Consider the following 24,958-nt stretch of genomic DNA (forward strand, 5'->3'; position numbering starts at 1 on the left):
ATGCCTAAGATTGCAGCGTTTGAAAGAGGGCGCCGCGGCGTCGCGGCGCCCTCGATGCTCAATAGTCCATGCCACCGGCAGGCAATGCCGGCGCCGGATCCTTCTTCGGAAGCTCCGCGATCATCGCCTCGGTGGTGATCAGCAGGCCTGCGACCGACGCCGCATCCTGGATCGCGGTGCGCACGACCTTGGTCGGGTCGATGATGCCGGCCTTGACCAGATCGCCGTATTCGCCGGTCTGGGCGTTGTAGCCCCAGGCATAGTCCTGCGACTCCAGCAGCTTGCCGACCACGACCGCGCCATCGCCGCCGGCATTCTCGACGATCTGGCGGGCCGGCGCGGTGATCGCCTTGCGGACGATCTCGACGCCGGTCTTCTGGTCGTCATTGCCGGGCACGAGCCCTTCGAGGGCCTTGACCGCGCGCAGCAGAGCGACGCCGCCGCCCGGCAGGATTCCTTCCTCGACCGCGGCGCGGGTCGCGTTCAGCGCATCGTCGACACGATCCTTCTTCTCCTTGACCTCGACCTCGGTCGCGCCGCCGACGCGGATCACCGCGACGCCGCCAGCGAGCTTCGCCAGACGTTCCTGGAGCTTCTCGCGGTCGTAGTCCGAGGAGGTCTCCTCGATTTGGGCCTTGATCTGTGCGACCCTTGCGTCGATCTCGACCTTCGAGCCGGCGCCATCGACGATGGTGGTGTTCTCCTTCTCGATCCGAACCTTCTTGGCACGGCCGAGCATGTCGAGCGTAACATTCTCCAGCTTGATACCGAGATCCTCGCTGATGGCGGTGCCGCCGGTCAGGATCGCTATATCCTCCAGCATGGCCTTGCGGCGATCGCCGAAGCCCGGAGCCTTGACGGCTGCGATCTTGAGGCCGCCACGAAGCTTGTTGACGACGAGCGTGGCGAGAGCCTCGCCCTCGACGTCCTCCGCCACGATCAGCAGGGGCTTGCCGGTCTGCACCACCGCTTCCAGCAGCGGCAGCATCGTCTGGAGGCCAGAGAGCTTCTTCTCGTGGATCAGGATGTACGGGTCTTCCAGCTCCGCGACCATCTTCTCGGTGTTGGTCACGAAATAGGGCGAGAGATAGCCGCGATCGAACTGCATGCCTTCGACAACGTCGAGTTCGGTTTCGGCGGTCTTGGCTTCCTCGACGGCGATGACACCCTCGTTGCCCACCTTCTTCATCGCCTCGGCGATCATCTCGCCGATCGTACGGTCGCCATTCGCAGAGATGGTGCCGACCTGCGCGACCTCCTCCGAGCCGGTGATGGTCTTGGAATGCTCGCCGAGCGACTTCGTCACCGCCTCGACGGCGAGATCGATGCCGCGCTTCAAATCCATCGGATTGATGCCGGCGGCCACCGCCTTGGCCCCCTCGCGGACGATCGCCTGGGCCAGGACCGTGGCGGTCGTGGTGCCGTCACCGGCCGCGTCGTTCTGCTTCGACGCCACCTCGCGGACCATCTGGGCGCCCATGTTCTCGAACTTGTCGGAAAGCTCGATCTCCTTGGCGACGGTGACGCCATCCTTGGTGATGCGCGGGGCGCCGAACGACTTCTCGATCACGACGTTGCGGCCCTTCGGACCCAGCGTGACCTTCACGGCATTGGCCAACGTGTCGACGCCGCGCAGCATCCGCTCGCGCGCGTCCTGCGAAAACTTCACGTCCTTCGCAGCCATGATTCCTCACTCCTTCAGACTTGAGGTTTCAGGTTGATGAGATGGGATGAAGGCCCCGTCAGGCGGCCTTCTTGAGGGCAGCAGCCGTCTCGACGACGCCCATGATGTCGGACTCCTTCATGATCAGGAGATCCTGGTCATCGATCTTGACCTCGGTGCCGCTCCATTTGCCGAAGAGCACGCGGTCGCCGACCTTGACGTCGAGCGGCACGAGCTTGCCGGTCTCGTCGCGAGCCCCGGCGCCGACAGCAACGACCTCGCCCTCCTGCGGCTTTTCCTTGGCAGTGTCGGGAATGATGATCCCGCCCCTGGTCTTCTCCTCGGCGTCGATGCGCTTCACGACGACGCGGTCATGCAGTGGCCGAAACTTCATGAGTTCCTCCAGTTTCCATGTCGGTCACATGTCAAAGCGGCTCGGCCCTGTTCGGGTCTCGCGGCGAGGTTCCGCTCGCCCCTGAGGCGCCGTGCCCGCGCGATGATTTGGGTTGCTCATTTTTGGCCTTCAAGAGGCCGGCAGCACTTTTTTTGATCGAGTGCTAACAGGCTGAAAAGGCAGCGCAAACGCAAACTTTCGGCTTGCCAAGACGTTGGAAACGCGCTGCCATCGGCGCAGTGAAACCAGGGGGCTGAAAGGAATGGCTTCGACGGACTTCGCCCGCCAGATCGCCGGCTACGGATTGACCACCGCCGGGATCCTCTACCGCTTGCCCGACCACCCTTCGATCCTGCAGGAATACATCTGGCAGGACTACGACCTCGCCCCGCGCTTTCCCGAACTGAACAAGTTCCTTGCCTTCTGGCAGGCCAAGCTCGAGGGCAAACTCTTCCGCATCACCGTCGCTCATAAGGACCTGATCGGCCCGGCCGACTTCAGCGCGGTGAGCGGCGAATTCCGACTCCAGTAACGTCGATGCTGCGGCGGGCTTGATCCGGGGCGAGCGCATCCCAAAATCATGGCAGCCGCCGACAGTGACAGCGCGCTCGACGCGGCGATCAACCAAACCGGATCCATGTTGCTTCCAGGAGGATATGGCTATGGCAACGTTGGCACTCGCTCCCCGCCCAGGGAGGACTGCATGATGACATCTGACGACTTTGAGAGACCGGTTGTTATCCTGACCGGTCTCGGGCACCCGGCGGCGATTGCGTCGGCGATGGAGGCCTACATGTTCCTGGCCGACTGGCCGGTGAGCAGGCGCGATCCGGTCCATGGCTTTGCTTTGAAAGCCTGCCTGGCGGCGATCCGCGGCGAGATCGAACCGGAAACGGCGCGGGGCTTATTCGCCTCATGGGCGGAAAGGCACGACCTTCTCGCGCCCGACGTGGCTGCGTTCATGGGAAGCCGAAGGGAAGGCTCACGGGGCAGGGCCTGACGACGCGCCCGGCCCGGCGCGAGCGGGCCGGGTTATTCATCGAGCGGGGACACGACTTCGCCCCGGCCCACTGAGCGTTGTGGGCCGGGTGTTAGCCGTTGGATTACCCCTGGCTTCCGGGCAGCCAGACAGCGTTGTCCACTTTCAAGGGCCCGCCGATGCCGGCCGGATATGGCAGAGAATTGACAGAATTCTCGCTAAAAATGTTCCGCGAGCAGGTAGTTGAAATCATGAGCACAAAGATAAAAATCGTATTTATGATAATTATCTTGACGCAATCGGTGACCTGAGTTATTTGTATTTTATCGAGATTGCTTGGACGGCCGTTGTTATTTTCGCGCTTTGGCGCGGCTCTGATAAACTCCCCCCTTTCGAAATCGTTCTGAACTCGTCGAACATTCTGTCGACGAGCGACAGGTCTTGCCAAAAGGAGGGTTTCTCATGACCACCGGCACAGTGAAATGGTTCAATTCCACCAAGGGTTTCGGCTTCATCCAGCCGGATGACGGCGGCCAGGATGTGTTCGTGCACATCTCCGCCGTCGAACGAGCTGGGATGCGGGATTTGCAGGAAGGCCAGAAGCTTGGATACGAAGTCGCTCGCGACAACCGGTCCGGCAAGATGGCCGCGGAACAGCTCCAGACTGCGTGATTTGGCAATCGTCGCCGTTGACCACGGATGTACTGGCACCAGCGACTATAGCCACTCGAAAGGCCGGGCACTTGCTCGGCCTTTTTGTTTTCAACCTAACTGCGAATGGAAATCATAGTGTTCGAACTTTCAAAGCAACGCTTAACCGCCGACAATCAGTTCCTGAAAATCCAAACGCGGGCGCTCTCTCACGCCAGGATTATGTCCGAAACGGAGAAACTGACCCAGCAGCGCGAGGACAACATGCATAAACTGCGCGGACTCCGTTTGGCGAGGGACGCCAATGTTAAACAGGCCGGGCTCGCAGCGCAGATCAATACGAAGTCGCGGCGGCGTCCTGGCTTCAAATAGCCCTAGATCCCACTCGCTGATCTGAGAATTCAGAGCCCGCCGATGGTCTGAATCGCGACGGCAAAGTGTTTCGCGATCGCCCGTATTGGCTGTAGCTGGCGAACCACTTCGCTTCGGTCATTGGCGGTCGAAGCTCATCAGACACCTCTCATCGTCCTCGGATGTGATTCTGCATCGACGCGTGTCTCTGCCTCACTGCGCTTGAATATCCATGGCACCTCCCCCTCTAGGGATGCCGCAACCGGCATTATTCTATTAAATGCTGCGGGAAGTAGCGCTCGCCTCGCGCCACAACCAGACATCGAGCCGCTGCCCGAAAGCGGGCATTCGCGCGGGGGCACGCACTTGGTCTGGCAACGCCGTAACTCGAACCGCACGTCACCCGCCGCGAGAGGCGTACCCGGAGAATCCCGCGGCGACACCGGTCTTTTGTCTTAGCGTTTGATCGCCGGACAGGCGCTTTCACTCAGGGGGCGGAAAGCCTGGTCACCCGGAATCGTGGCGACGAGATCGTAGAGATCCCATTCGCTTTTCGCTTCCGATGGCTGCTTGGCGCGGAAGACATAGAAATCATGGACCATGCGACCGTCCACACGCAGCTTGGCGTTGCGGACGACGTCGTCCTCGATCGGCAATTCGCGCATCTTGGCGATCACCGTCTTGGCGTCGTCGGACTTCGCGGCGGCGACCGCCTTCAGGTAGTGGCGGACGGAAGAGTAGATGCCGGCCTGGATCGCCGAGGGCACGGCGCCATGCGTGGCCTTGAAGCGTTCCGAGAAGGCACGGGTGCGGTCGTCGAGGTTCCAGTAGAAGCCCTCGGTCAGCACTGTGCCCTGCGCCGCGGCGAGGCCGACGCTCTTCACGTCCATCGCGGTCAGGAAGAAGGCCACGAGCTTCTGCTTGTCCTGTCCGATGCCGAAATCGCGCGCCGTCTTGATGCCGGCGATAGTGTCGCCGCCGGCGTTGGCGAGTGCAATGAAATCGGCGCCCGAGCCCTGCGCCGTCAAGAGCTGCGAGGAGAGGTCGACGGCCGGAAAGGCGTGACGGACCGAACCGACATAGGTGCCGCCCTTGGCCGTGACCAGCGTCTTCGCATCCGCCTCTAGCTGATGGCCGAGTGCATAATCAGCCGTGACGAGGAACCATTTCGTGCCGGGCTTGGTCAGGTAGTTCGCGACGCCGGCGACCTGGACATAGGTGTCCCACATCCACTGGACGATGTGGTCGGGTTGGCAGGCGTCGCCTGTCAGCCGCGCGGTGCCGCCGGGGAACAGGCCGACTCGGTTCTTTTCCTTGAGCAGCGGCGGAATGGCGAGCTGCAGCGAGGCGTTCGACATGTCGGCGAGGACATCGACACCCTGCCGGTCRATCCATTCGCGCGCGATGGTCGAGCCGACATCCGGCTTGTTCTGGTGATCGGCCGAAACGACCTCGATCTTCATGCCGGCGCATTCCGCCTTCAGGCAGTCATCGACCGCCATCCGGGTGGCGACGATCGAGCCCTTGCCGGTGATGTCGGAATACACGCCGGACATATCGGTCAGCACACCGATCTTGACGGTACCGCCCGAGATTTCGGCCTGCGCCGCGCCGGCCAGGCACAGCGCGGATACGCCCGCCAGTGCAGAGATGATGCGCTTCATGGTTCCTCCCGGATCGTTGTTTTGATTGCAGCGAGCGTCGTCGAACGACGCCGGACCTACCAATGCGCCATGGGCAGACCGGCGACGGGTGAGCGGAAATAGGGAATGCGCGAGCCCTTCAGGCTGCCGACATAGACCGTCTTCAGGTCCGGGCCGCCGAAGGTGATGCTGGCACACCAGGGGGCGATCGTGCCGCCGCAGGCGAGCATAAGCTCCGGTGTCGCCTCGTCGCGGGCGAAGGCGGCGAGAAAGGCCTGCCCCGCGGCACTCCCGCAGTCGTCGTCGAGCAGGATGCGCAGTTCGCCTTCCGGCGTGATCGCAAAAATCCTGTCGGTGAAGACATGCGTGCCCCAGAGATTGCCATGGGCGTCGAAGGCGATGCCGTCGATGCAGGCGCCGTGATCCTCCGGCCCGAAGGTCTCGCGATCGGTCAGGCTGCCATCCGGCAGGACCCGCAACCGCGTCACCTTCCGCGCGCAGGTCTCGGCGACGTAGAGCCACTTTTCGGTGGCATTGAGCCTGATCTCGTTGGTGAAGGCGAAGCCGTCGGCGACGATCCGCAGGCGTCCGCCATCGTACAGGGCGACATAGCCGTCGCACACATGCGGGCTGATCGCTCGCATCCAGTTCTTCGTGCGCGTCGAGATCGTCAGCCAGATCCGGTCCTTGCTGTCACGCAGGACAAAATTGACCTTGCCGATCGGCTCGCCATCGACGGTGTCGACCAGCACGCGGGTCTCGCCGTCCCGGGTCATGATCTCCAGCCGGTCGGTACCGAAATTGGAGATCAGGATATCGCCATTGCCCGCGAAGGCGAGGCCGTTCGGCAGCGTGCCCGAGACGAAACGTGCTTCCTCGTTAGTCGCGTCGATGAAGCCGCGGCTGGCCGTCTGAGTGATCAGGCGCTGCGTGCCGTCGGGCCGGATATGAACCACGCCGCCCCGCGCATCGGCGCTCCAAAGCGAGCCATCGCGTTCGGCGAGGATGCATTCGGGCCGCTGCAGGCCTTCGCCGACATAGCGGATCGCCGCCGGGTCGACGGTGAAGCCATCGAGCGGATTGGGGGTGCGCGACATCGGCGGGCTCAGAAACTGACCCGGTCGCCGCCCTTGAGGCCGAGCGTGTCGCGGGCCTCCTCGGGGGTGGCGATCTCGTAGCCGAGCTCCTCGACGATGCGGCGTATCTTGGCGACCTGCTCGGCATTGGAGGTGGCGAGCTTGCCCTTGCCGATGAACAGGCTGTCCTCCAGCCCGACGCGGATATTGCCGCCCATCATCGCGGCCTGGGTGCAGAAGGCCATCTGGTGGCGTCCGGCCGCGAGCACCGACCAGTGGTAGTCCTTGCCGAACAGCTTGTCGGCGGTGCGCTTCATGAACATCAGGTTTTCAGGGTCTGCACCGATGCCGCCCAAAATGCCGAAGATCAACTGCAGGAAGACCGGCGGCTTGAACCAGCCGCGATCGAGGCAATGCGCGAGGTTGTAGAGATGGCCGACATCGTAGCACTCATGCTCGAACTTGGTGCCGTGGCCCTCGCCGAGCAATTTGTAGATGCGCTCGATGTCGCCGAAGGTGTTGCGGAAGATGAAGTCCTTGGTGCCGGCGAGATAGGGCTGCTCCCAGGGATGCTTCCAGTCGCTATACTTCTCCGCCAGCGGGTGCAGCGCGAAGTTCATCGAGCCCATATTGAGCGAGCACATCTCGGGCGCAGCCTTGAGTGGCGCCGCGAGGCGCTCATCGACGGTCATGGTCAGGCCGCCGCCGGTGGTGATGTTCACCACCGCGTCGGTCGCCTGCTTGATGCGCGGCAGGAACTCCATAAACACAGCTGGGTCCGGCGTCGGGCGGCCATCCTTTGGATCGCGGGCGTGCAGATGCAGGATCGCAGCGCCCGCCTCGGCGGCGGCGATCGCCTGTTCCGCGATCTGGTCGGGGGTGATCGGCAGATGGTCGGACATGGTCGGCGTATGGATGCCGCCGGTGACCGCGCAGGTGATGATGACCTTGCTCACACGCTTCTCCCATGATTGTCGATTCAGGCCGGCAGGATGGCGACGGCCCGCGTCCAGCCGGCAGAGCCGTTGCGCACCTTCACCGGCAGACAGCTGATTATGAAGCCGGTCGCCGGCAGGGCTTCGAGATTGTGCAGCTTTTCGATCTGGCAGTAACCGGCCTCGCGGCCGGCCTTGTGACCTTCCCAAATCAATGAGGCATCGCCGGTTTCGGCGAAGCGCCGAGCAGTATGGCTGAAGGGCGCGTCCCAGCTCCAGCCATCGGTGCCGACGACCTTGATGCCCTGACGGACGAGATGCAGCGTCGCCTCACGGCCGAAGCCGCAGCCGGTATCGATGTAGTCGGCTTGCCCATAGCGGCTGCCGGCGCGGGTATTGGCCACGACGATTTCGAGCGGGCTGAGCTTGTGGCCGACCCGTTCCAGCTCGGCGTCGATCTCCGCCGGCGTGACGACGTGGCCATCAGGCAGATGGCGGAAATCGAGCTTCACCCCCGGCTGCAGAAACCACTCCAGCGGGCATTCGTCGATCTTGAGCGCAGGCAGCCCCCCATCCTGCGTCGGATGGTAATGCCAGGGCGCGTCGACATGGGTGCCGTTATGCGTCGAGATCGTCGCCAGCTCGACGGCCCAGCCCATTCCGTCCGGCAATTGCTCGGGCCGCAGTCCAGGGAAGGCCGCCGCGATATCCTTCGCCGTGCCTTCATGGGTGCTGTATTCGATCCTCACCTTCTGGAAGGGTGGATCGGCGGGCACGTCGTTTTCGAGCGGGATCGAGAGATCGACGAGTCGCCCGGTCGGCATCATGCTGGTTTCCTCCTGTCGCCCAGCGTGCTCTTGTCGGCATGAATTTGGACGAACGTCCGACCAATAGCGCATGATGCGCTTTCTGGTAAGAGGCCACTCACGCAGAGCAGGTGCGCTGCGCAGGAGGGATTCGATGGGACCTGCGCCGACGCGCGAGCGCATTCTCGACGCAGCCGAGCGGACATTCGCCGAACGGGGCGGCGCCGACGGCGCCTCCATGCGCGATCTCGCCGCTGCGGCCGATGTGCGGCTGTCGCAGCTCAGCTATTATTTCGGCTCGAAGGAGGCGTTGTACCGGGCCGTCTTTGCGCGCCGGGCCGATGCGCTGGCCTTGGCGCGCGGAACTGCGCTCACGGAGGCGATGGCTGCGCCCGCGCCCGAGATCCGCGCGGTGGTCGAGGCCTTCATCGGCCCTTCGGTGCGGCAGCGCTTCGCGGAAGGCGTTCAGGGAGCCGCCTTCGCGATGATCACGGCGCGGGAGGCGGTCGATCCTCGCGAATCCGCGCGCGGCGTTCTCGCCGAGCATTTCGACCCGACCGCGACTGAATTCCTAGCGGCGTTCGCGAAACTCTACCCGAGATCCTCGCGCGGGGCGATGGTGGATGCCTATCTGTTCATGGTCGGGGCACTGGTCATGACCATGGCCGCGGGCGACCGCGCTGCGCGCCTCGACGATGAGCGCCACGCTCTGTCCGCCGCCGGCCTTGCCGAGCTTCTGCTTGAGCGCCTGACCAGCTTCTGCGCGGCTGGCATTGATCGGTTGCTGGTCGAATAGGTCGCGGTTGCGCCAATTTCGGACGTTGAGAGCTTGCCAGATGCCGGACGTTCGTCACGAATAGATTTTCCGATTTCCAGATTTCGGAATCTAGTGTCTAGGGACGAGAGCGCACTCCGCTCAGACTGCTACGCAATCCGATCGGAGTGCCGACCTCAATCGCAGGTTCATTGCCGGCGGCGCTTTATCTCTTCGTGCCGCCTCAGCCATCTACCGAACAAGCCCCGGCACCGGCTCTGCCAGACCACGGCCTACTGGGCTGCCCCCCATGCCATGGTGAATTTGGCGTATCGGAACGGCTGGCGTGCCGGGTTCTGGGGCAGCACCGATCGACGCAACGCAAGGTGCCGGCGGGGCGCAGCGACGAGGTGGCGCTGACTGCCGACATCGTCGCGCTTGCCACCCAGTATGGCCGCTACGGCTATCGCCGGATCGCAGCGATCCTGCACGCGTCAGGCTGGGCGGTGAACATCAAACGCGTCGAGCGGATCTGGCGGCGTGAGGGGCTCAAGGTGCCGGCCAGGCAACCGAAAAAGGGGCGTCTCTGGCTGGATGATGGGGTCGTGCACCCGGCTTCGGCCAGAACATCCCAACCATGTCTGGTCCTACGACTTTGTCGAGGATCGCACCCATAACGGCAGGAAGTTCCGCATGTTGAACGTGATCGACGAGTTCACCCGGGAATGCATCGCGATCAGGATCGACCGGAAACTCAAGTCCACCGACGTCATCGATGTCCTGTCCGATCTCTTCATCCCGCGCGGCGTGCCTGGGCATGTTCGTTCGGACAACGGTCCAGAGTTCGTCGCCAAGGCGGTGCGGGATTGGATCACAGCGGTCGGCGCAAAAACGGCCTTCATCGAGCCGGGCTCGCCGTGGGAAAACGGCTACCGCGAGAGACTCAACTCCAAGCTTCGCGACGAGCTCCTGAACGGTGAGATGTTCTAAAGCCTCGCCGAGGCTCGGATCGTCGTCGAGGGCTGGCGCGAGCACTATAATACCCGGCGCCCGCACTCCTCGTTGGGCTACCGGCCACCAGCACCGCTCGCTGTGGTGTGGCCGCCTGCGCAAACCCAACCCACCTCGCCGGACACCTCAACCGTGGCCGGCAAGCTCACCATGCATTAGACTTGAACCGGGCCACCTAATGGGGGCAGGCCACTTCCGGGTCGGGTAAATCGACCCTGATCCGCTGTATCAATGGGCTGGAGCGCGTGCAGTCCGGCGAGATCCGTGTGGCGGGGATCGCGCTCACGCAGAACCGCCGCGGTCTGCTGGCCCTGCGCCGCGACATCGGCATGGTCTTCCAGCACTTTAACCTGTTCCCACATCTGACGGTGCTGGAGAACTGCGCGCGGGCGCCGATCCAGGTCCTGGGCCGGTCGGCGGGCGAGGCATGCGGCGAGGCCCTCGCGATGCTGCGCATCGACGATCAGGCTGGAAAATATGCCTCGCAGTTGTCCGGCGGCCAGCAGCAGCGCGTCGCCATCGCCCATTTTTTTGGACGAAAGTCCATGTCTCGCGCCTCCGCCTATGTCCGGGTGTCGACAAATGGGCAGACCACCGAAAATCAAATTCGGGAAATTGGGGCCGCCGGCTTTCGGGCCGAGCCGCACAGGGTCATTTCCGAAACAATATCCGGCAGCGTAGCCATTTCCGCCCGCCCAGGATTTACCCGGCTGCTCGATAGGCTTGAGCGTGGCGATATTCTGATCGTCACGAAAATGGATCGGCTCGTTTGAAATACGATCGAGGTCAGCTCCACAGTGCATAAGCGCGAGGAAATGGGTGTGCGGGTCCACTGCCTGGCGCTGGGTGGTGTCGACCTCGCCGGCCCGGACGGGAAGATGACCATGAACGTCATCCACGCCGTCGCGCAGTTTGAACGGGATCTTCTCATCGAGCGGACGAATGCCGGCCTGCGGCGGGCGAAGTCAGAGGGAAGAAAACTCGGAAGGCCGACCGCCCTCTCCTCCTCACAGCGCGCCGAGATTAAATCGGCACTGGAGGATGGCCAAAAGATCGCGCCGTTGGCAAGGCGCTTCGACGTCAGCCGGCAGACGAACATACGGATTCGCGATGAGGCGATTGTTCCAGGCTAGTCGCAATGGGTAATTGATCTGCCAATACATGTGGGACATGGCGCCCCAACTTCCGAACCCCGAGATCGGCGTAGGCACCGTTCTCGTCATCGGCGAGGTTTTTATTTGGCGCGACCTGTATGGTATGTCGGCGTGATGGGAGGCCGCCATGTCGCGCTCGCGAAAGAAGAATCCTTTGGGCGGCATGACGACGGCTGCGAGCGACAAGATCAGCAAGACGCGGCTCACCGCCTGACGCGGAGGGCCGCCGATGTAGCACTGCCGGGGAGAGGAGGACTTGCTGCCCATCAGACTTACTGAAAATCCGTGGCGATATGAGAAGGACGGCAAGAGCTGGTATGGCGATTGCGATCCGAAGCTCCTGCGGAAGCGATCAGGCGGCCGCCGCTACTTTAATGGTGTCGGACACCCATTCGTTCAAGCTCTTGCCTTCAGCTGCCGCTGCAAAGACCGCCGCTGCGTGATCGCGGGGCTCGAGGCGCACATTGAACTTCCCGGAGAAGCTCCGATGAGGCTCGATGTTCTTCTCCCGGCACATATCCAGGAACACGGCAAGAGACTTGCGGCCCTCCTCGATAAGAGACTGGACGCTCTCGGCGTAAAAGTCGGCGCTACCATTCAAGCCGATGAACTCGCCACGAAACATCCCGATCTCAGGGTCGAACGCCAGAACAGCTTTCTCGGTGTCGATCTCGATAATATTCTTCATGGTTTCACTCCGTTCTCTTCAAGCCATTTGCGGATGCTGGCTACCGGGCCCTTGTCAGTATCCGGCGAGGGGTGCGGGCGATGAAAAACGCGCACCTCTTTGAAGAGGAAGACACCGACCCGAGAACCTTCCCGTTCGCTGACCTCAGCGCCAAGCGCGATGAATAGCGCTTCGATATCGGCCCATCGGATCGAGCCGTTCACGGGCCGAACGAAGATCAGCCTCAGCGTGGCTTCGTGGCGCTTCTTCGTGTGAATTCGGTACCGAAATATAGTACCATTGTCAAGCCCAGCTTGCGCGAGGGCATTGTCAGGTTAACTTCAGCCTGGCGCCAGCGGAGTAGATGGGTTCGCATGAGCCTGCCCTGCGTCAGCTCCAAGCGCCATCCTTTCCCGCCTGCGATCATCGCCCATGCGGTGTGGCTGTACTTCCGCTTCCCGCTGAGCCTTCGACTGTCATCGGCGCAAAGCCGCAAAGGCGTTCGCACATGGAATAAACCGGAACGGAAGGTGAAGCTCAGCTTCAGCTCCCTTCAAATCCTGCCCTAGCTTGTCCGACCATCTCGGCAAAGCGGCCTCATACTGAGGAAAGCAACACTGCATTCGATGGGCCCGAACCTATAGCGGATGCACATAGCGATAAGGCCTTCTCTATATAATTCGCTTCCTGATCACGGTCGTGGCAGCTTCGACAACAATGACGATGGCCAGGATGATCGCCAGAATGAGGCCAGCCTGATCCCAGTAGAGGTTCGATAGCGCGGCATCGAGCGCGACGCCGATCCCGCCCGCGCCGACGAGTCCAAGCACCGATGACTCGCGCAGGTTGATGTCCCATCGCAGGAGGGCGACCGACCAGAAGCCCGGCTCCACCTGTGGCCAATAGCCCTTCAGCAGCAGATGGGGCCAGGGCGCACCGAGCGCGGTCAGCGCCTCGATCGGTCCCGGACGCGCCTCCTCCAGCGCTTCCGAGAGCAGCTTGCCGACGAAGCCGACGGAGCGACAGGCGATGGCGAGCGTACCCGCGAGGGCGCCCGGCCCGAAGACCGCGACGAACAGCAAGGCCCAGATCAGCGAGTTCACCGAACGCGAGGCGACGAAGACGAAGCGCGCGGCCCCGTTGAGCAACGGATTACACGTCACATTGCGCGCGCCCAGGATGGCGACCGGCACGGCGAAGGCCAGCGACAGCAAGGTGCCGAGCGTCGCGATGTGAAATGTCTCGATCAGCGCCGCATGGATGGCCTTGGGATAGTAGCTCCAGTCGAATGGCCACATTCGCCGGAACAGATCGAGAGTCTGCTCGGGCGCGTCATAGAGAAATTCCGGAATGATCTCGATCGTCTTCAGCGACCGGGAAACGGCCACTGCCACGAAGAGATAGGCTCCGAACCGGCCGAGACGCTGCATGGGCGTGAAGCGCGTCCAGCGCGGCGCCGGTGCCGAGCGGGCAGAGCTGGTCGTCGTATGCGTCATTGGAAGAGCCTGCGCAGCCGGCCGGTCAGCGCCTCCGTGGCCAGCACAAGCGCGATGACAGTGATCAGTATGGTCAGCACGAAATCATAGTCGAAGCGCTGATAGGCGGTGAACAGCGGCGCGCCGATGCCGCCGCCGCCGACGATGCCGACCATCGTAGAGTTTCGCAGGTTGGAATCGAACTGATAGGAGCAGAAGCCGATGAAGCGGGCTGCGACCTGGGGCAGTACCGCCATGAGCATGACCCCCATGAACGAGCCGCCGGCGGCGCGGGCTGCCTCGACCGGCTTCATGTCGATTTCCTCGACAGCCTCCCCGAACAGCTTCGAGATGAAGCCCAGCGAGGCGACGATCAGTGCAAGCGTGCCGGCCAGTGCCCCGAACCCCACCGCCTTGACGAAGAGGATTGCGACGACGACCGGATGCAGAGAGCGGCAGAGCGCGATGAAGCCCCGCGCCGTCCAGCTCACCGGCGCCGGCATCAGGTTACGCGCCGCCAGGACGCCGAGCGGCAGCGCGAGAAGCACGCCGAAGAAGGTCGATAGAACCGCGATCTGCATGCTCTCGAGCACGCCGTCCCAAAGCAGCAGCAGCTTGTCCGGCGCCGTCTGCGGCGGGACCATCCGCGACAGGAAGGTCGCTCCGTTGCCGAGCCCGGAGACGAAGCGCGACCATGTCAGGTCGAGTGTCGATGCCGCATAGAGCGCATAAATTAGCAGCAGGAACTTCAACCCGCGCGACCACCAGTCCGCTGGAAATGGGTCGAGGCGCGTAGTCCGCGACACAGCGCTCATTGCAGCCAGCCCTCGCCGCCATAAATGGCAGTCAGATGGCTATCGTCGAGAGCCTCCGGCTTGCCGTCGAAGACGATTGCCCCGCGTGACATGCCGATGATCCGGCTGGCGCAGCGGCGTGCCAGCTCGACATTGTGAATATTGATCACGACCGGGATGCGCTGGCGCTGCGAAAGTTCGCCAAGCAGGTCCATGATCTCAATCGAGGTGCGCGGATCGAGCGACGAGGTCGGCTCGTCGGCGAGGAGGAGACGCGGCTGCTGCATCAGTGCCCGCGCGATCCCGACACGCTGGCGTTGGCCTCCAGAGAGCTGATCCGCCCGCCGCGTCGCAAAATCACTACCGAGCCCGACGGCATCGAGCAGCGCGAAGGCTCGCTCGATCTCCTCAGTCGGGAATTTCCGCAGCCAGACCCGCCAGAAAGGCAGATATCCGAGCCGGCCGCTCAGAATGTTTTCGATGACGGAGAGCCGCTCGACCAGATTGTACTCCTGGAAGATCATGCCGATTTGCCGCCTTGCCAGCCGTAGGGCGGAGCCGGAAATCGCCGCAAGATCGCGGCCCTCGAACCAGATTTCGCCGGACGTCGGATCGACCAGGCGATTGACGCAGCGGATCAGAGTAGACTTGCCGGTTCCCGACGGCCCGATGATGGCGGTGACACCGGAATCTGGAAAGACGAGGCTGACGCCTTTGAGGACGGGCTGCCCCGACCGGTATTCCTTGACGAGATTGCGGATCGCGAGCGGGCCGCCGCTCGAAAACGTCTGTAAATCCATCATCATCCATGCCGCGCCGCAGTGCGGGCGCAAGCGTAGCCTGCGCCCGCGGGCCGGTCCGCCAGAAGCTCAATTCTTGGGTTGCTGGGCCTTCTTGCGCTCAAGCGCCTCGGTCTCGCGCTTGGACTCTGCTTCGTAGCTGCGCTTGTTGAACGGCGTGCCGGACTTGTCGGCGACCTCGCGCACCACTGCCCACTTGTCCTTGTAGGTGATCGGGACGTAGCGGTCCTCGCCGTTGAACTCCTTCTGCTCCTCGGCCGAAAACTTGTAACTGAAGAAGCATTCGCGGACCTTGGCCGCCAGCTCAGGCTTCAGGTCATGCGCGTGCACATAGCCGTTGGTCGGGAAAACCTCGCTGGTATAGATCACGCGGAAATCCTCGCGCTTGATCGTGCCGCGCGCGACCATGCGCTCGAACACGTCGTCGGCGACAGCCGCCATGTCGTAATCGCCGTGGCCGACGCCCAGGATCGACTTGTCGTGACCGCCCGACATCAGGGGCTTGTAGTCCGTATCGGGCGTCAGCCCGAGCGGCGGGAAGAGCACGCGCGGCGCGAGGTTGCCGGAATTGGACGACGGCGAGGTGTGGGCGACTTTTTTGCCCTTCAGGTCACCCATCGCTTTGTAGTCGCTCGACGCCTTGACGAGCGCTACCAGCTTGTACCCGCGCGGGCCGGCTTCCGAACCACCGGCGGCAAAAGGCACCGCCCCTGCCATATTGACCGCGAAAGCGGTTGGACCTGTCGAGAACCCTGCGATGTGGAGGCGGCCGGAACGCATGGCCTCGATCTGGGCCGTGTTCGACTGGACCGAGAAATACATCACCCGGCGACCGATGCAGCTATTCAGGTGGTTGATGAACGGCTTCAGCAGATTGGCGTAGATAGCGGGGTCTTCGATCGGGGTGTAGGCGAAGACGAGCGTGGAAGGGTCCTTGAGCTTAGCCGGGTCGGTCGGCACATCGGCGACCAGATCGCCATTCGCGTCACAGTAGAGATCGTCGAGCTGACCCCGGTTGGAGCAGGCGTCCTGGGCACTGGCACCGCCGAGCGAAATACACGCCCCGGCGAATGCGATCATGATGGCGCGCAGCAATTTAACTCTCCCGATTCCAGCCGCTCTTGTGACGTTCGGGGCAATGGCCCGAATGAGTAGGCGGCTCAATAATCGATCATCTTGCACAGAAGTTCAGCCGTCAACACGAATGATCAAAAAGGCTCCACTGCGCCGCGGGCGTTGTTCGCGAGCCATTTTTCTGCCGGGCGAGTTGCTCGATATCAGAGCAATGCTAGGCGCGCAGCGGGACGGTTGTCATGAAATCCCAGGTATGCTCAAAAGATTGCACGCCGGCCTGTGATCCCAACCCGGTTGCATTGAGTGCCGAGGTCGCTTGGGCGAAGCGCACGGCGGTTTCCGGATCCAGGTTGCGACAGAGCGCGACCGCCATCCCGGCATTGAATGCATCGCCGCAACCGCAAGTGCATTTCACCGGGACATCGAAGGCCGGAACCCGAAACTCCTGTCCGTCTGAATGGTGGTAGGATGCGCCCTCGGCCCCCAGGGTGAAAATGCAGCAACGCGCCCCATAATCGAAAAACTGACGGGCTATCACGGTCGGATCGTTTCCGCCGGTCAACGCCATGGCCTCTTCGATCGAGGGCATGAAATAGTCGGTATAAGGCAGGACACGAGCCACGGCTGGCAGATCGGCCTGCGAACCGGCGAACACGTCGACGGTCGTTATCGCTCCCGCTTGCTTTGCGCGTTGGAGCAGGCGCGCGTTCTGGCTGTGGTCCATCCGGTCCATAAGCCCTACGCCGCCAAGATGAACGATACGCGCCGAACAAACTGCGTCGAGGGCATGATCTTCTACAAAGAAGTCCGCCGTCGCGCCCTTCATGTGCAGGGCCGGTCTGGAACCGTCACGTCGCGTGGTTACGATCGATGACGAGGTTCGGCTGCCGGCGATCTGCTGCATGCGGGAGACATCGATGCCGAACTCGCGCAGGCGTTGAAGCACCCAATGCCCCATGAGATCATCACCGACGCCACCGACCGCCCGGCATGAAAGCCCCATCTTGGCCGCGGCGATAGCAGCCGTTCCGGCCGCGCCGGATACTGCGAGCGTCAGCTCGTCGAGGAAGAACGTTCCCCCGCCGTCAGGGACGCCCTCGAAAGGCCAGCCGAGACAGTCGAACGTGTAAAAGCCGATCGAAGCGTAATCGTACTTCGTTAGGCTGGCTCCGCCGTCTGCAATCGTTGTGCTCATTTGATTCCTGCGCGCATGAAGCTTTGCACGAACTGACGCTGGAAAAGCAGGAAGCCGATCAGCAGCGGCGCGGACGTCATCAGGGCGGCAGCGGAGATGATGCTCCACTGCACGCCTTGGTCCGGGGAGGAGAATATCTGGAGGCCGACCGTCAGCGGTCGGGTCGATACCGAATTGGTGATGACCAGCGGCCAGAGAAGATTGTTCCAGTGATAACTCACCGACACCAGCCCATAGGCCACGTAGATCGGGCGCGAGAGCGGGACATAGACCTTCAACAGCACGGCCAGCGTGCCGGCGCCTTCCACGCGGGCGGCATCGTCGAGTTCTTTGGGAACAGTGAGGAAAGCCTGGCGCAGCAGGAAAATGCCGAAGGCGGACGCGAAATAGGGCAGGCCTATGGCCCAAACCGTATCGACCAGGCCCAGACGAACCATCGTGCGGTAGTTTTCGACCAGAAGCACTTCCGGCATGATCATCAGTTGGATCAAGATCAGCAGAAATACGACCAGCTTTCCGGGGAATTCGTAGCGGGCGAAGGCATAGGCCGCGAGTGTGCAGATGACGAACTGCGATGCCAGGATGACGCTGATCAGTAGAAACGTGTTGAGGAAATAGCGCGCGAACGGAGCGGACTGCCAGGCCTCCGTGAAGTTCGAAAGAGTGAGCGGCGCAAACAGCTCGAAGCGCGCCTCATAGGCTGCCGGATGAAACGCCATCCAGACGGCATAGAACAGCGGCAAGATCCACAGCAGGCCGAGCAAATAACTGCCGGCGATTTCAATCCACCGGCCGACTGTTGGGAATGATGCCGGCGCGGTGCCTGCTGACGCGCTCATTTGTAATGCACCTTTCGATCGAGGACGCCGAACTGCACGAATGCCAGCGTCGCCAGCAGGCCAAGCAGCACCACAGTCAGCGCGGCCGCGTAGGATGTGTCCCAGAAACGGAATGCGGTGTTGTAGACATAATAGAGGAGGAGCGTGCTGGCGTTGTCGGGGCCGCCCCGGGTCATAACGATCACATGGTCGATCAGCCTGAACGAGTTGATGATCGCGTTGATCAGAACGAAGAGCGTGGTCGGCATCAGCAACGGAAAGGTCACGCGGCGGAAGAAATACCAACGGCTCGCCCCCTCCAAGGCGGCAGCCTCGCGGAGAGTCGGGCTCTGCTGCTGCAGCGCAGCCAGATAGAAGATCATGAAGAAGCCGGCTTCCTTCCAGATCGCGAGCAGCATCAGGCTGCCGAGCACAGTGTCGGCGTCACCCAGCCAGTTGTGTTGGCTGTGGCCGAAGATCGACAAGGCGCGGTCGAACAGTCCGTAACCGGGCGTGTAGAAGAACAGCCAAATGTTGGCGACCGCGATCATCGGCAAGACGGTCGGCAGGAAGAACGACATGCGCAACAGCGCCCGCCCACGGATCGCGGAATTGACGATGAGCGCCATGGCCAACGACAGTGCGATCGACAGCGGCACAGTCCCCAGCGAATAGATCGCGTTATTCTTCAATGCGGCGAGGAAGACCGGATCGGCCAGCATCGCGGCATAGTTGTCGCCGCCGATGAAGCGAGCCGGCCGAGCGCCTCGTGGCGTCGTGTAGAAGCTGTTGATGACGGTCAGAGCCGCGGGAATGTGGGTGAACATCGTCAGCAGGACGACGGCCGGGAGCAACAGCAGCCAGGCGGTGACATAGTTCGACAATCTGGTCACGGGCGTCCCCAGATGGCGGCAGAGCCGCCGTCCATGTTGTGCGGAACGACACCGCGCCGGACGGTCGGCGCGGCGGATTGCTGATAAAGCCGAAGCGCTCAGCGATAGCTGCGAAGTATGCGCTCAGCCTCACGCTGGGCGTTCGCCATCGCCTCGGCGGGTGAACGCGTGCCGGTCATCGCGGCCTCGATGCCGTCGTCGATGGCGCGGGCGACCCGCTGGTTCTCGTGCGTCGAGAGCTCGGGGCCCATGAATGGGATCTGCTGACGAGGCACTGCTGCGCCGGGGAAAGTGGCGACGTAATTCTTCATCGCGGGGGTCTCCCACGCGTCATCGCGAGGCGCGATGTAACCGGTCTTTATGCTCCACTCCGCGGCCTGCTCCGCCGAAGTAAGCCATTTTGCGAAGGTGAAGGCGGCCGCCTGCTTGGCGGCATCGGAACTCCTGAAAATGAAGATGTTGCCGCCGCTGGTCGGTGCACCGCGGCGCTTGTTCTCGGGCAGGATCTGAACGCCGAAAGGAAACGGCGCGTTGTTCTTCACATTGGTAAGATTGCCGCTCGTCGTCGTGAACATCGCGGTGCGGCCCTCGAAGAAGTCCTTTGGTGTCGTCGCCCACTCGATCACGCCGGGCTTCATGACCTTGTGCGTACGCGAGAGGTCGACAAGGTATTGTAGCGCGCCGACCACTTCAGGTGAGTCGAAGTGGGTCTTCCGCCCATCCAGGTCGGCGATCTTTCCACCATTCTGAGCGACGTAACCTTGCAGGATCCAGTATGAAGTCAGCGATGTGGGGACCTGCATGCCCCATTGTGTGACGTTACCGTTCCCGTCGCGCTTGGTCAGTTTCTTGGCGAAGGATACGACTTCCTCCCAGTTCTGCGGCCCGATTTCCGGATTTAGCCCTGCTTCCTTGAATGCGTTCTTGTTCCAGAAGAAAACGGTCGTTCCCCTCTGGAACGGGATGCCCCATGTCTTGCCGTCCGAGCGGCTGTTGAGCATGAAGACGTCGGAGAAGCCACCTAGCCAGCTTTTGTCGTCGGCCGTTTTGGCCAGGCTCTCGATCGGAACGATCGCATCCTCGTCGACGAGTGTGTACATGTCGGCCGACAGGACGACAGCCATTTCGGGCGGGGTACCGGATTTCAGGGCGGCCAGCGATTTGGACAGTGTTTCCGGATAGGTTCCCGAATAAACGGCCTTGACCTTTATGTCGGGATGGCTGCTCTCAAAGCGGTTGATCAGGTCGTCGACGACCTTGGTGACTGGACCACCGATGGCAATCGGATAATAGAAGCTGATCTCGACCTTCGCTGCCGCCGCTTGAGCCATGCCAGCCAGCATGCTCGCCGCCAATATGCACCGTCTGGTCCAATTAAACCGTCCGCTCGACATGTCGTCCTCCCTTATTGTGATTATTGGTGTTGTTTCGAGCTCCGCTTCATGCGGCCCGGCCATAGGGCGCCGCAGCCGCATCGATGCGCCGCTCGGTGGTGGCGCAAAAGAGATGAGCGTCCTCTGCTGCCCAACCGAGTGTGATCTCGCGCCCCTTCTCAAAGCGCTGCGCCCCCTCGACACGGACCTGCAGCGCCTGGGATCCTACGCGGCACTCCAGCACGCTGTCGGCACCATGATACTCGGCAACCGCCACCGTAGCGGGCACTCCGCCGGGAACACCGACGCGAATATCCTCGGGGCGCAATCCAAGCAGCATGTCACCGGTCGCGCCCGGAACACCCGCCTGCGCGGGCGATCCCGCGATCGTCGCTCCGGAAGCGCCATGCTCGAGCGCGACAAGGTTCATCGGCGGGGTCCCGATAAAGCGGGCGCAGAATGCGCTGGCCGGCAGATTGTAGAGCTGATCGGGGGGGCTCTTTTGCTCGATCAGTCCTCCACGCATCAACACGACCTGGTCTGCGAGCGTCATCGCCTCGACCTGGTCATGGGTGACGAAGACCATCGTCATTCCCAGTTGCTGCTGGAGGCGGCGTATTTCGCGCCGGGTTTCGAGCCGCAACTGAGCGTCGAGATTCGAGAGCGGCTCGTCCATAAGGCAGACTGACGCTTCGGCGACGACAGCTCGTGCCAGCGCCACTCTCTGCTGCTGGCCGCCCGACAGTTGCGATGGCCGGCGGTCGAGCAATTTGGAGAGGCCGAGCACATCGGTCGCGCGCGACAACCTCCGCTGGCGCTCGGCCGCGGGCACGCGTCGGACCTTGAGACCGAAGACGACGTTCTCGGCGACGCTCAGGTGCGGAAACAGAGCATAGTTCTGGAAGACCATCGCCAGCCCGCGCTCTGCCGGCGGAGCTTGCGTGACGTCCCGGCCGCCGATGCGGATTGTACCCGACGTCGGCTGGTCGAGCCCCGCGATCATCCGCAAGGTGGTGGATTTTCCGCAGCCGGAGGGCCCGAGCAACACGGTCAGCGTGCCGGGCTCGACTGAAAAGCTGATTCCATTGACGGCATTGAAGCCGCCCCAAGCCTTCTTCAGGTCCCGGATTTCGATCCCTGCCATCCGCTCCCCTTTCGGTGTTTGGATCAGCGGCCTGCGCCGTCTCAATCTCGATCCTGTTGCCGACAGTAAATGAACTATTTTTGTGTAGTCAAGACATATGTTCATATTCTAGGATCGGCATCACCTGCCCTGCGCGAGGACGCCCATGCCCCCTTTTCGCATTCTCCAGATCTCCGACACGCATCTTTCGCCCCGCACGGAGCATTTCCGGCTGAACAACGATCTGATGCGAGAGCCACTGCGCCAATGCGACCACGATCTGATCGTGCACACCGGCGACATCACGCTCGATGGCGTGCGTTACGAGGAGGATCACGCCTATTGCCGTGACTTCTTCGGCCAGTTCCCGAAGCAGGTGTGGTTCATCCCGGGCAATCACGATGTCGGAGACAATCCGGCCTTGTCGAAGCCCGAGCAGATGAACGGGAGCGCGATCAACCTCGGCCGGCTCGAGCGTTACAGGCGCTTTTTTGGTCCTGACCGTTGGTCGTTCGACACGCCAGCCTGGCGGGTCATCGCGATCAATTCGATGTTGGTAGGCTCAGGACTGGACGAGGAGCAGGCACAATTCGACTGGATGGACCAGCAGCTTGCTAGCGCCGAAAGCCGGTACATCGCACTTTTTACTCATCAACCGCTTTTCATCGACGAACCGGAGCCGACAGAGCGAACCTACTGGACTGTCGATCCGAGCGGCGGGCGCCGGTTTCGCAGCCTCGTGGAGGATTCCCGGCTCCGGCTCATCGCCAGCGGCCATTTGCACCAGCAGCGCTCCCGCCGGTATGGTGGAATAGCGCTGGAATGGGGGCCTTCAGTCGCCTTCACGACCCGAGAAGCGCTGGTTCCCGAGATGGGCGGATCGCGGCAGGTTGGTCATGCCGAGCATACCCTGCATGACGATGGCCGTATCGAAACGCGGGTGCTGCACATCCCAGGTTCGGTGACTAGTTATCTCGACGATATGATCGAAGAGGTCTACCCGACCCATTGAGGCGGTATGCGGGCAGGCTGCCGGCCTGCCCGCTATAACTCAAGCCGGCTCAGCGGCGATATCCTTCAGCGCGCTGAACGGAACCTCTGCCTGACCCATCCAATTGAAGCAGACGACGGAGGCGATCCCGGAATCGATAAGGTGATTTTCGTCGCCCGGCGTCGAGGCATAATCGCGGTCTGCCAAGGGTTCGATCACGGCGCGATCCTCCGTTTCCCGGTGGATGATCACCTTGTTGGCGACCTTGTCGCGTCCGATCCTCGCCATGCGCATGTGGGCCGGGACCATCCTCGGAAGGTTCACGCTCAGCCAGTGGCCATCGCGCGCCCATTCGGCACGGGCCTCCCAAAAGGCATCGATGCGTTCGGCAAGCCATCCGCTGCCTGCGTCATCGAACTCCAGGCTGTCGCGGGGCCGGGAGAATGCGATGCCGGGGACGCCGCGCAGCGCGGCCTCTCGGGCGACGGCCATCGTGCCGGAATAGGAGACGTCCTCCGCCACGTTGCGTCCCTCGTTGATGCCGGAGAGCACGAGATCGGGAAGCTTCGCATCACGAAAAACCCAGCTCATGGCCGCTATAACGCAGTCCGCCGGAGTTCCCGAACAAGTATAGCGTTGCGGAGCGACACGTTCGATGTCGAAGCCCTTGCGGAAGGTGATGCCATGCGCAAACCCGCTCCGATTTCCGTCCGGAGCAACGACCCAGACATCCTCGCTCAGGCGCCTGGCTGCGCGCTCAAGCTCTGCGAGGCCGTGGGCGCTGATCCCATCGTCGTTCGAGATCAAAATTCGCATGGTCGTCCTTATCCCGCCGCCATCAACTGTAGATGAAAAATGTGCACTTTTATGTCATATATAGTCTATATGTTCAAATAATTTCACGACACGTCGGTTCCGATTTTGCGGGGACGATGCGGATTTCACTTTCCGTTTCGATGCTGTAGAGCCGGTCCAACGTTTCGAAAACGCACGCATTCGTGGTTTCCACGCGATCGATGCGACCGACCAAGATTGGAGGAACGATGGCTAGGAATGTGCCCCCCAAAATCACGAAATTCCAGGCCGACCAGAACGAGCTCAAGCTCAAGGCTGCTTGGCTGTATTTTGTGGAGGGGCACACTCAGGAACAGGTCGCGGAGCGGATCGGCATCAGCAGGATCAAAGTCCTGCGCCTCCTGGCTGCTGCTCGCGAGGATGGCACGGTCAAAATCTCCATCAACTCGCAGGCAGACTCAATCTTTACGCTGCAACGGCAGCTCGAACGGCATCTCAAGCTGAGCGAGGCCGTCGTGGCGCCGGCGAGCGCCCAGAGCGAGGCTAGCATCGCCGCCGTTGTCGGTCATGCGACCGGGCAGTACATCTCCGAACAGCTCTTTGCAGGCGCGACGGTCGGTGTAGGCTGGGGTGCGACCCTCAAGGTCTGTATGCAGGCACTGACTTGGCGGGAAATAGAAGATCTGACTGTGGTGTCCCTGCTTGGCGGGTTGACGAACGCCACCGCCGACAATCCGTCCGCAGTGTCGTGGCGCTTGGCCGATTTCTACAAGACCAAGCTCTATCAGATCGCAGCGCCGGTTTTCCTGCCGCAGGCAGACCTTGCCCGGCAGCTCTGGGCAATACCCGGTTTTCAAGACCTGCGGGAAAGAGCTCGGCGTGTCGATATCGCACTGATCAGCGTTGGCAGCCTGGGCGAGGAGGCGTCGATATTCCGGCGCGGGATTCTGGAAAAGGACGAATTGAAAAGCCTCGCTGCGGCCGGCGCGGTCGGCGACGTGCTCTGTCATTTTGTCGATGCAGACGGGCGTCTGGTCGATCACGCGGTAAACCAGCGTGTGATGGCCGTGAGCCCGGCTGATTTGCATGACGTCGGTAATGTCGTGATCTCATCCGGGGGACAGCACAAGGCAAAGGCGATCCGGGCCGGGATCGCAGCAACCAAAGCGACGGTGCTGATCACCGACACGTCGGCGGCAAAAGCGTTGTTGAAGCTGCCCCCCCTATAAACATTCGCTTCACGGCCTCAGGCGTTCARCACCTTGCCGTAGGCGTCGAGCACGCTCTCCTTCATCACCTCCGACAGGGTCGGATGCGGGAAGATGGTGTGCATCAGCTCTTCCTCGGTCGTCTCGAGGTTCATCGCGACGACGAAGCCCTGGATCAGYTCSGTSACTTCCGGGCCGACCAGATGGGCGCCGAGCAGCTTGCCGGTCTTGGCGTCGAAGATCGTCTTGGCGAGGCCGCTGTCCTCGCCGAGCGCGACCGCCTTGCCGTTGGCGACGAAGTTGAAGCGGCCGACCTTGATCTCATGGCCGGCGGC

The 24,958-nt window shown here is 62.2% G+C and carries 25 protein-coding genes and 5 pseudogenes; 11 read left to right on the forward strand and 19 right to left on the reverse strand.

Annotated features, from left to right (window positions below):
* Nucleotides 1–58 precede the first annotated feature (58 nt).
* Together groL and groES are read right to left on the reverse strand one after the other, a co-directional pair.
* On the reverse strand, nt 59–1,684 hold the full coding sequence (gene groL, locus AC1DNE_RS24365; protein WP_476765754.1) for a chaperonin GroEL: 1,626 nt from the start codon (nt 1,682–1,684) through the stop codon (nt 59–61).
* A gap of 58 nt (nt 1,685–1,742) precedes the next feature.
* Nucleotides 1,743–2,057: a co-chaperone GroES gene (gene groES / locus AC1DNE_RS24370; protein WP_476765755.1), complete on the reverse strand. Its 315-nt coding sequence runs from the start codon at nt 2,055–2,057 to the stop codon at nt 1,743–1,745.
* Between the two features lie 262 nt (nt 2,058–2,319).
* On the opposite strand from groES, the gene AC1DNE_RS24375 reads away from it, so the two are divergent.
* The 4 genes from AC1DNE_RS24375 to AC1DNE_RS24390 all read left to right on the forward strand — a co-directional run bounded on the left by AC1DNE_RS24375 (nt 2,320) and on the right by AC1DNE_RS24390 (nt 4,059).
* A complete protein-coding gene (locus tag AC1DNE_RS24375; RefSeq protein ID WP_476765756.1) occupies nt 2,320–2,589 on the forward strand; it encodes an usg protein in 270 nt (89 codons plus the stop codon).
* A 48-nt stretch (nt 2,590–2,637) separates the two neighbouring features.
* Nucleotides 2,638–3,057 carry a DUF982 domain-containing protein gene (locus AC1DNE_RS24380; protein WP_476765757.1) on the forward strand — a complete coding sequence of 140 codons (420 nt, stop codon included), beginning with the start codon at nt 2,638–2,640 and terminating at the stop codon, nt 3,055–3,057.
* 441 nt (nt 3,058–3,498) lie between these two features.
* The gene (locus AC1DNE_RS24385) at nt 3,499–3,708 is read left to right on the forward strand and encodes a cold-shock protein (protein ID WP_441473197.1); all 210 of its coding nucleotides are present in this window, start codon (nt 3,499–3,501) and stop codon (nt 3,706–3,708) included.
* Nucleotides 3,709–3,825: 117 nt separating this feature from the next.
* The gene (locus AC1DNE_RS24390; RefSeq protein ID WP_441473198.1) at nt 3,826–4,059 is read left to right on the forward strand and encodes a hypothetical protein; all 234 of its coding nucleotides are present in this window, start codon (nt 3,826–3,828) and stop codon (nt 4,057–4,059) included.
* Nucleotides 4,060–4,493: 434 nt separating this feature from the next.
* Here AC1DNE_RS24390 and AC1DNE_RS24395 read toward each other — a convergent pair whose 3' ends face one another.
* Genes AC1DNE_RS24395 through AC1DNE_RS24410 form a run of 4 tightly spaced genes read right to left on the reverse strand, consistent with a single transcriptional unit; the run spans nt 4,494 to nt 8,519 of the window.
* Nucleotides 4,494–5,702: an ABC transporter substrate-binding protein gene (locus AC1DNE_RS24395; protein ID WP_441473199.1), complete on the reverse strand. Its 1,209-nt coding sequence runs from the start codon at nt 5,700–5,702 to the stop codon at nt 4,494–4,496.
* 56 nt (nt 5,703–5,758) lie between these two features.
* Nucleotides 5,759–6,778: an SMP-30/gluconolactonase/LRE family protein gene (locus AC1DNE_RS24400; protein WP_441473200.1), complete on the reverse strand. Its 1,020-nt coding sequence runs from the start codon at nt 6,776–6,778 to the stop codon at nt 5,759–5,761.
* 8 nt (nt 6,779–6,786) lie between these two features.
* Complete coding sequence (gene kce, locus AC1DNE_RS24405) at nt 6,787–7,713, reverse strand: 3,5-dioxohexanoate:acetyl-CoA acetone transferase (RefSeq protein ID WP_441473201.1); 927 nt, start codon at nt 7,711–7,713, stop codon at nt 6,787–6,789.
* A 23-nt stretch (nt 7,714–7,736) separates the two neighbouring features.
* Nucleotides 7,737–8,519: a cyclase family protein gene (locus AC1DNE_RS24410; protein ID WP_441473202.1), complete on the reverse strand. Its 783-nt coding sequence runs from the start codon at nt 8,517–8,519 to the stop codon at nt 7,737–7,739.
* Nucleotides 8,520–8,652: 133 nt separating this feature from the next.
* Here AC1DNE_RS24410 and AC1DNE_RS24415 point away from each other — a divergent pair, with 133 nt between their 5' ends.
* The 4 genes and pseudogenes from AC1DNE_RS24415 (at nt 8,653) to AC1DNE_RS24430 (ending at nt 11,396) form a co-directional block, all read left to right on the forward strand.
* Nucleotides 8,653–9,294 (forward strand): TetR/AcrR family transcriptional regulator, encoded by a 642-nt coding sequence (locus AC1DNE_RS24415; RefSeq protein ID WP_441473203.1) that lies wholly within the window; start codon nt 8,653–8,655, stop codon nt 9,292–9,294.
* Between the two features lie 278 nt (nt 9,295–9,572).
* Nucleotides 9,573–10,422, forward strand: a pseudogene (locus AC1DNE_RS24420) (IS3 family transposase); the annotation flags it as partial.
* Between the two features lie 35 nt (nt 10,423–10,457).
* A pseudogene (locus AC1DNE_RS24425) lies at nt 10,458–10,787 on the forward strand (ATP-binding cassette domain-containing protein); the annotation flags it as partial.
* Nucleotides 10,788–10,808: 21 nt separating this feature from the next.
* Nucleotides 10,809–11,396: pseudogene (locus AC1DNE_RS24430) on the forward strand (recombinase family protein).
* A gap of 373 nt (nt 11,397–11,769) precedes the next feature.
* Here AC1DNE_RS24430 and AC1DNE_RS24435 read toward each other — a convergent pair.
* Together AC1DNE_RS24435 and AC1DNE_RS24440 are read right to left on the reverse strand one after the other, a co-directional pair.
* Nucleotides 11,770–12,105, reverse strand: a complete 336-nt coding sequence (locus tag AC1DNE_RS24435; RefSeq protein WP_441473204.1) for a type II toxin-antitoxin system HicB family antitoxin — start codon at nt 12,103–12,105, stop codon at nt 11,770–11,772.
* A complete protein-coding gene (locus tag AC1DNE_RS24440) occupies nt 12,102–12,308 on the reverse strand; it encodes a type II toxin-antitoxin system HicA family toxin (RefSeq protein ID WP_441473205.1) in 207 nt (68 codons plus the stop codon). The genes AC1DNE_RS24435 and AC1DNE_RS24440 overlap by 4 nt, the downstream gene beginning before the upstream one ends.
* Nucleotides 12,309–12,458: 150 nt before the next feature.
* Here AC1DNE_RS24440 and AC1DNE_RS24445 point away from each other — a divergent pair.
* Nucleotides 12,459–12,557, forward strand: a pseudogene (locus tag AC1DNE_RS24445) (IS6 family transposase); the annotation flags it as partial.
* Between the two features lie 198 nt (nt 12,558–12,755).
* Here AC1DNE_RS24445 and phnE (AC1DNE_RS24450) read toward each other — a convergent pair.
* The 9 genes from phnE (AC1DNE_RS24450) to AC1DNE_RS24490 form a co-directional block, all read right to left on the reverse strand.
* Complete coding sequence (gene phnE / locus AC1DNE_RS24450; RefSeq protein WP_476841251.1) at nt 12,756–13,580, reverse strand: phosphonate ABC transporter, permease protein PhnE; 825 nt, start codon at nt 13,578–13,580, stop codon at nt 12,756–12,758.
* Nucleotides 13,577–14,374, reverse strand: a complete 798-nt coding sequence (gene phnE / locus AC1DNE_RS24455; protein ID WP_441473207.1) for a phosphonate ABC transporter, permease protein PhnE — start codon at nt 14,372–14,374, stop codon at nt 13,577–13,579. The genes phnE (AC1DNE_RS24450) and phnE (AC1DNE_RS24455) overlap by 4 nt, the downstream gene beginning before the upstream one ends.
* Nucleotides 14,371–15,153 (reverse strand): phosphonate ABC transporter ATP-binding protein, encoded by a 783-nt coding sequence (gene phnC / locus AC1DNE_RS24460; RefSeq protein WP_441473208.1) that lies wholly within the window; start codon nt 15,151–15,153, stop codon nt 14,371–14,373. Before phnC ends, phnE (AC1DNE_RS24455) begins: the two co-directional genes overlap by 4 nt.
* 69 nt (nt 15,154–15,222) lie before the next feature.
* Nucleotides 15,223–16,233: a phosphate/phosphite/phosphonate ABC transporter substrate-binding protein gene (gene phnD / locus AC1DNE_RS24465; RefSeq protein WP_441473221.1), complete on the reverse strand. Its 1,011-nt coding sequence runs from the start codon at nt 16,231–16,233 to the stop codon at nt 15,223–15,225.
* Nucleotides 16,234–16,441: 208 nt separating this feature from the next.
* A complete protein-coding gene (locus AC1DNE_RS24470) occupies nt 16,442–17,422 on the reverse strand; it encodes a carbohydrate kinase family protein (RefSeq protein ID WP_441473209.1) in 981 nt (326 codons plus the stop codon).
* The gene (locus AC1DNE_RS24475) at nt 17,419–18,261 is read right to left on the reverse strand and encodes a carbohydrate ABC transporter permease (RefSeq protein WP_441473210.1); all 843 of its coding nucleotides are present in this window, start codon (nt 18,259–18,261) and stop codon (nt 17,419–17,421) included. The genes AC1DNE_RS24470 and AC1DNE_RS24475 overlap by 4 nt, the downstream gene beginning before the upstream one ends.
* A complete protein-coding gene (locus AC1DNE_RS24480; protein WP_441473222.1) occupies nt 18,258–19,067 on the reverse strand; it encodes a carbohydrate ABC transporter permease in 810 nt (269 codons plus the stop codon). Before AC1DNE_RS24480 ends, AC1DNE_RS24475 begins: the two co-directional genes overlap by 4 nt.
* A 164-nt stretch (nt 19,068–19,231) precedes the next feature.
* Nucleotides 19,232–20,476, reverse strand: a complete 1,245-nt coding sequence (locus tag AC1DNE_RS24485) for an ABC transporter substrate-binding protein (protein ID WP_476765762.1) — start codon at nt 20,474–20,476, stop codon at nt 19,232–19,234.
* Nucleotides 20,477–20,573: 97 nt separating this feature from the next.
* Nucleotides 20,574–21,650 carry an ABC transporter ATP-binding protein gene (locus AC1DNE_RS24490; RefSeq protein ID WP_441473212.1) on the reverse strand — a complete coding sequence of 359 codons (1,077 nt, stop codon included), beginning with the start codon at nt 21,648–21,650 and terminating at the stop codon, nt 20,574–20,576.
* A 145-nt stretch (nt 21,651–21,795) separates the two neighbouring features.
* On the opposite strand from AC1DNE_RS24490, the gene AC1DNE_RS24495 reads away from it, so the two are divergent.
* Nucleotides 21,796–22,641, forward strand: a complete 846-nt coding sequence (locus AC1DNE_RS24495; protein ID WP_441473213.1) for a metallophosphoesterase family protein — start codon at nt 21,796–21,798, stop codon at nt 22,639–22,641.
* Nucleotides 22,642–22,680: 39 nt separating this feature from the next.
* Here AC1DNE_RS24495 and surE read toward each other — a convergent pair whose 3' ends face one another.
* Nucleotides 22,681–23,436, reverse strand: a complete 756-nt coding sequence (gene surE / locus AC1DNE_RS24500) for a 5'/3'-nucleotidase SurE (RefSeq protein WP_441473214.1) — start codon at nt 23,434–23,436, stop codon at nt 22,681–22,683.
* Between the two features lie 227 nt (nt 23,437–23,663).
* Between surE and AC1DNE_RS24505 the strand changes: the two genes are divergently transcribed.
* Nucleotides 23,664–24,644 (forward strand): sugar-binding transcriptional regulator, encoded by a 981-nt coding sequence (locus AC1DNE_RS24505; protein ID WP_441473215.1) that lies wholly within the window; start codon nt 23,664–23,666, stop codon nt 24,642–24,644.
* 17 nt (nt 24,645–24,661) lie between these two features.
* Here AC1DNE_RS24505 and AC1DNE_RS24510 read toward each other — a convergent pair.
* Nucleotides 24,662–24,958, reverse strand: a pseudogene (locus tag AC1DNE_RS24510) (dihydrolipoyl dehydrogenase); the annotation flags it as partial.

The organism is Allobosea sp. 05L423 (assembly GCF_056397745.1).

Coding starts and splice junctions, on each gene's coding strand:
- groL (WP_476765754.1), bottom strand. CDS start 1,684: ATGGCTGCGAAGGACGTGAAGTTTTCGCAGGACGCGCGCGAGCGGATG.
- groES (WP_476765755.1), bottom strand. CDS start 2,057: ATGAAGTTTCGGCCACTGCATGACCGCGTCGTCGTGAAGCGCATCGAC.
- AC1DNE_RS24375 (WP_476765756.1), top strand. CDS start 2,320: ATGGCTTCGACGGACTTCGCCCGCCAGATCGCCGGCTACGGATTGACC.
- AC1DNE_RS24380 (WP_476765757.1), top strand. CDS start 2,638: ATGGCAGCCGCCGACAGTGACAGCGCGCTCGACGCGGCGATCAACCAA.
- AC1DNE_RS24385 (WP_441473197.1), top strand. CDS start 3,499: ATGACCACCGGCACAGTGAAATGGTTCAATTCCACCAAGGGTTTCGGC.
- AC1DNE_RS24400 (WP_441473200.1), bottom strand. CDS start 6,778: ATGTCGCGCACCCCCAATCCGCTCGATGGCTTCACCGTCGACCCGGCG.
- AC1DNE_RS24410 (WP_441473202.1), bottom strand. CDS start 8,519: ATGATGCCGACCGGGCGACTCGTCGATCTCTCGATCCCGCTCGAAAAC.
- AC1DNE_RS24415 (WP_441473203.1), top strand. CDS start 8,653: ATGGGACCTGCGCCGACGCGCGAGCGCATTCTCGACGCAGCCGAGCGG.
- AC1DNE_RS24435 (WP_441473204.1), bottom strand. CDS start 12,105: ATGAAGAATATTATCGAGATCGACACCGAGAAAGCTGTTCTGGCGTTC.
- phnE (WP_476841251.1), bottom strand. CDS start 13,580: ATGACGCATACGACGACCAGCTCTGCCCGCTCGGCACCGGCGCCGCGC.
- phnE (WP_441473207.1), bottom strand. CDS start 14,374: ATGAGCGCTGTGTCGCGGACTACGCGCCTCGACCCATTTCCAGCGGAC.
- phnC (WP_441473208.1), bottom strand. CDS start 15,153: ATGGATTTACAGACGTTTTCGAGCGGCGGCCCGCTCGCGATCCGCAAT.
- phnD (WP_441473221.1), bottom strand. CDS start 16,233: ATGATCGCATTCGCCGGGGCGTGTATTTCGCTCGGCGGTGCCAGTGCC.
- AC1DNE_RS24470 (WP_441473209.1), bottom strand. CDS start 17,422: ATGAGCACAACGATTGCAGACGGCGGAGCCAGCCTAACGAAGTACGAT.
- AC1DNE_RS24475 (WP_441473210.1), bottom strand. CDS start 18,261: ATGAGCGCGTCAGCAGGCACCGCGCCGGCATCATTCCCAACAGTCGGC.
- AC1DNE_RS24480 (WP_441473222.1), bottom strand. CDS start 19,067: ATGTTCACCCACATTCCCGCGGCTCTGACCGTCATCAACAGCTTCTAC.
- AC1DNE_RS24485 (WP_476765762.1), bottom strand. CDS start 20,476: ATGCTGGCTGGCATGGCTCAAGCGGCGGCAGCGAAGGTCGAGATCAGC.
- AC1DNE_RS24490 (WP_441473212.1), bottom strand. CDS start 21,650: ATGGCAGGGATCGAAATCCGGGACCTGAAGAAGGCTTGGGGCGGCTTC.
- AC1DNE_RS24495 (WP_441473213.1), top strand. CDS start 21,796: ATGCCCCCTTTTCGCATTCTCCAGATCTCCGACACGCATCTTTCGCCC.
- surE (WP_441473214.1), bottom strand. CDS start 23,436: ATGCGAATTTTGATCTCGAACGACGATGGGATCAGCGCCCACGGCCTC.
- AC1DNE_RS24505 (WP_441473215.1), top strand. CDS start 23,664: ATGGCTAGGAATGTGCCCCCCAAAATCACGAAATTCCAGGCCGACCAG.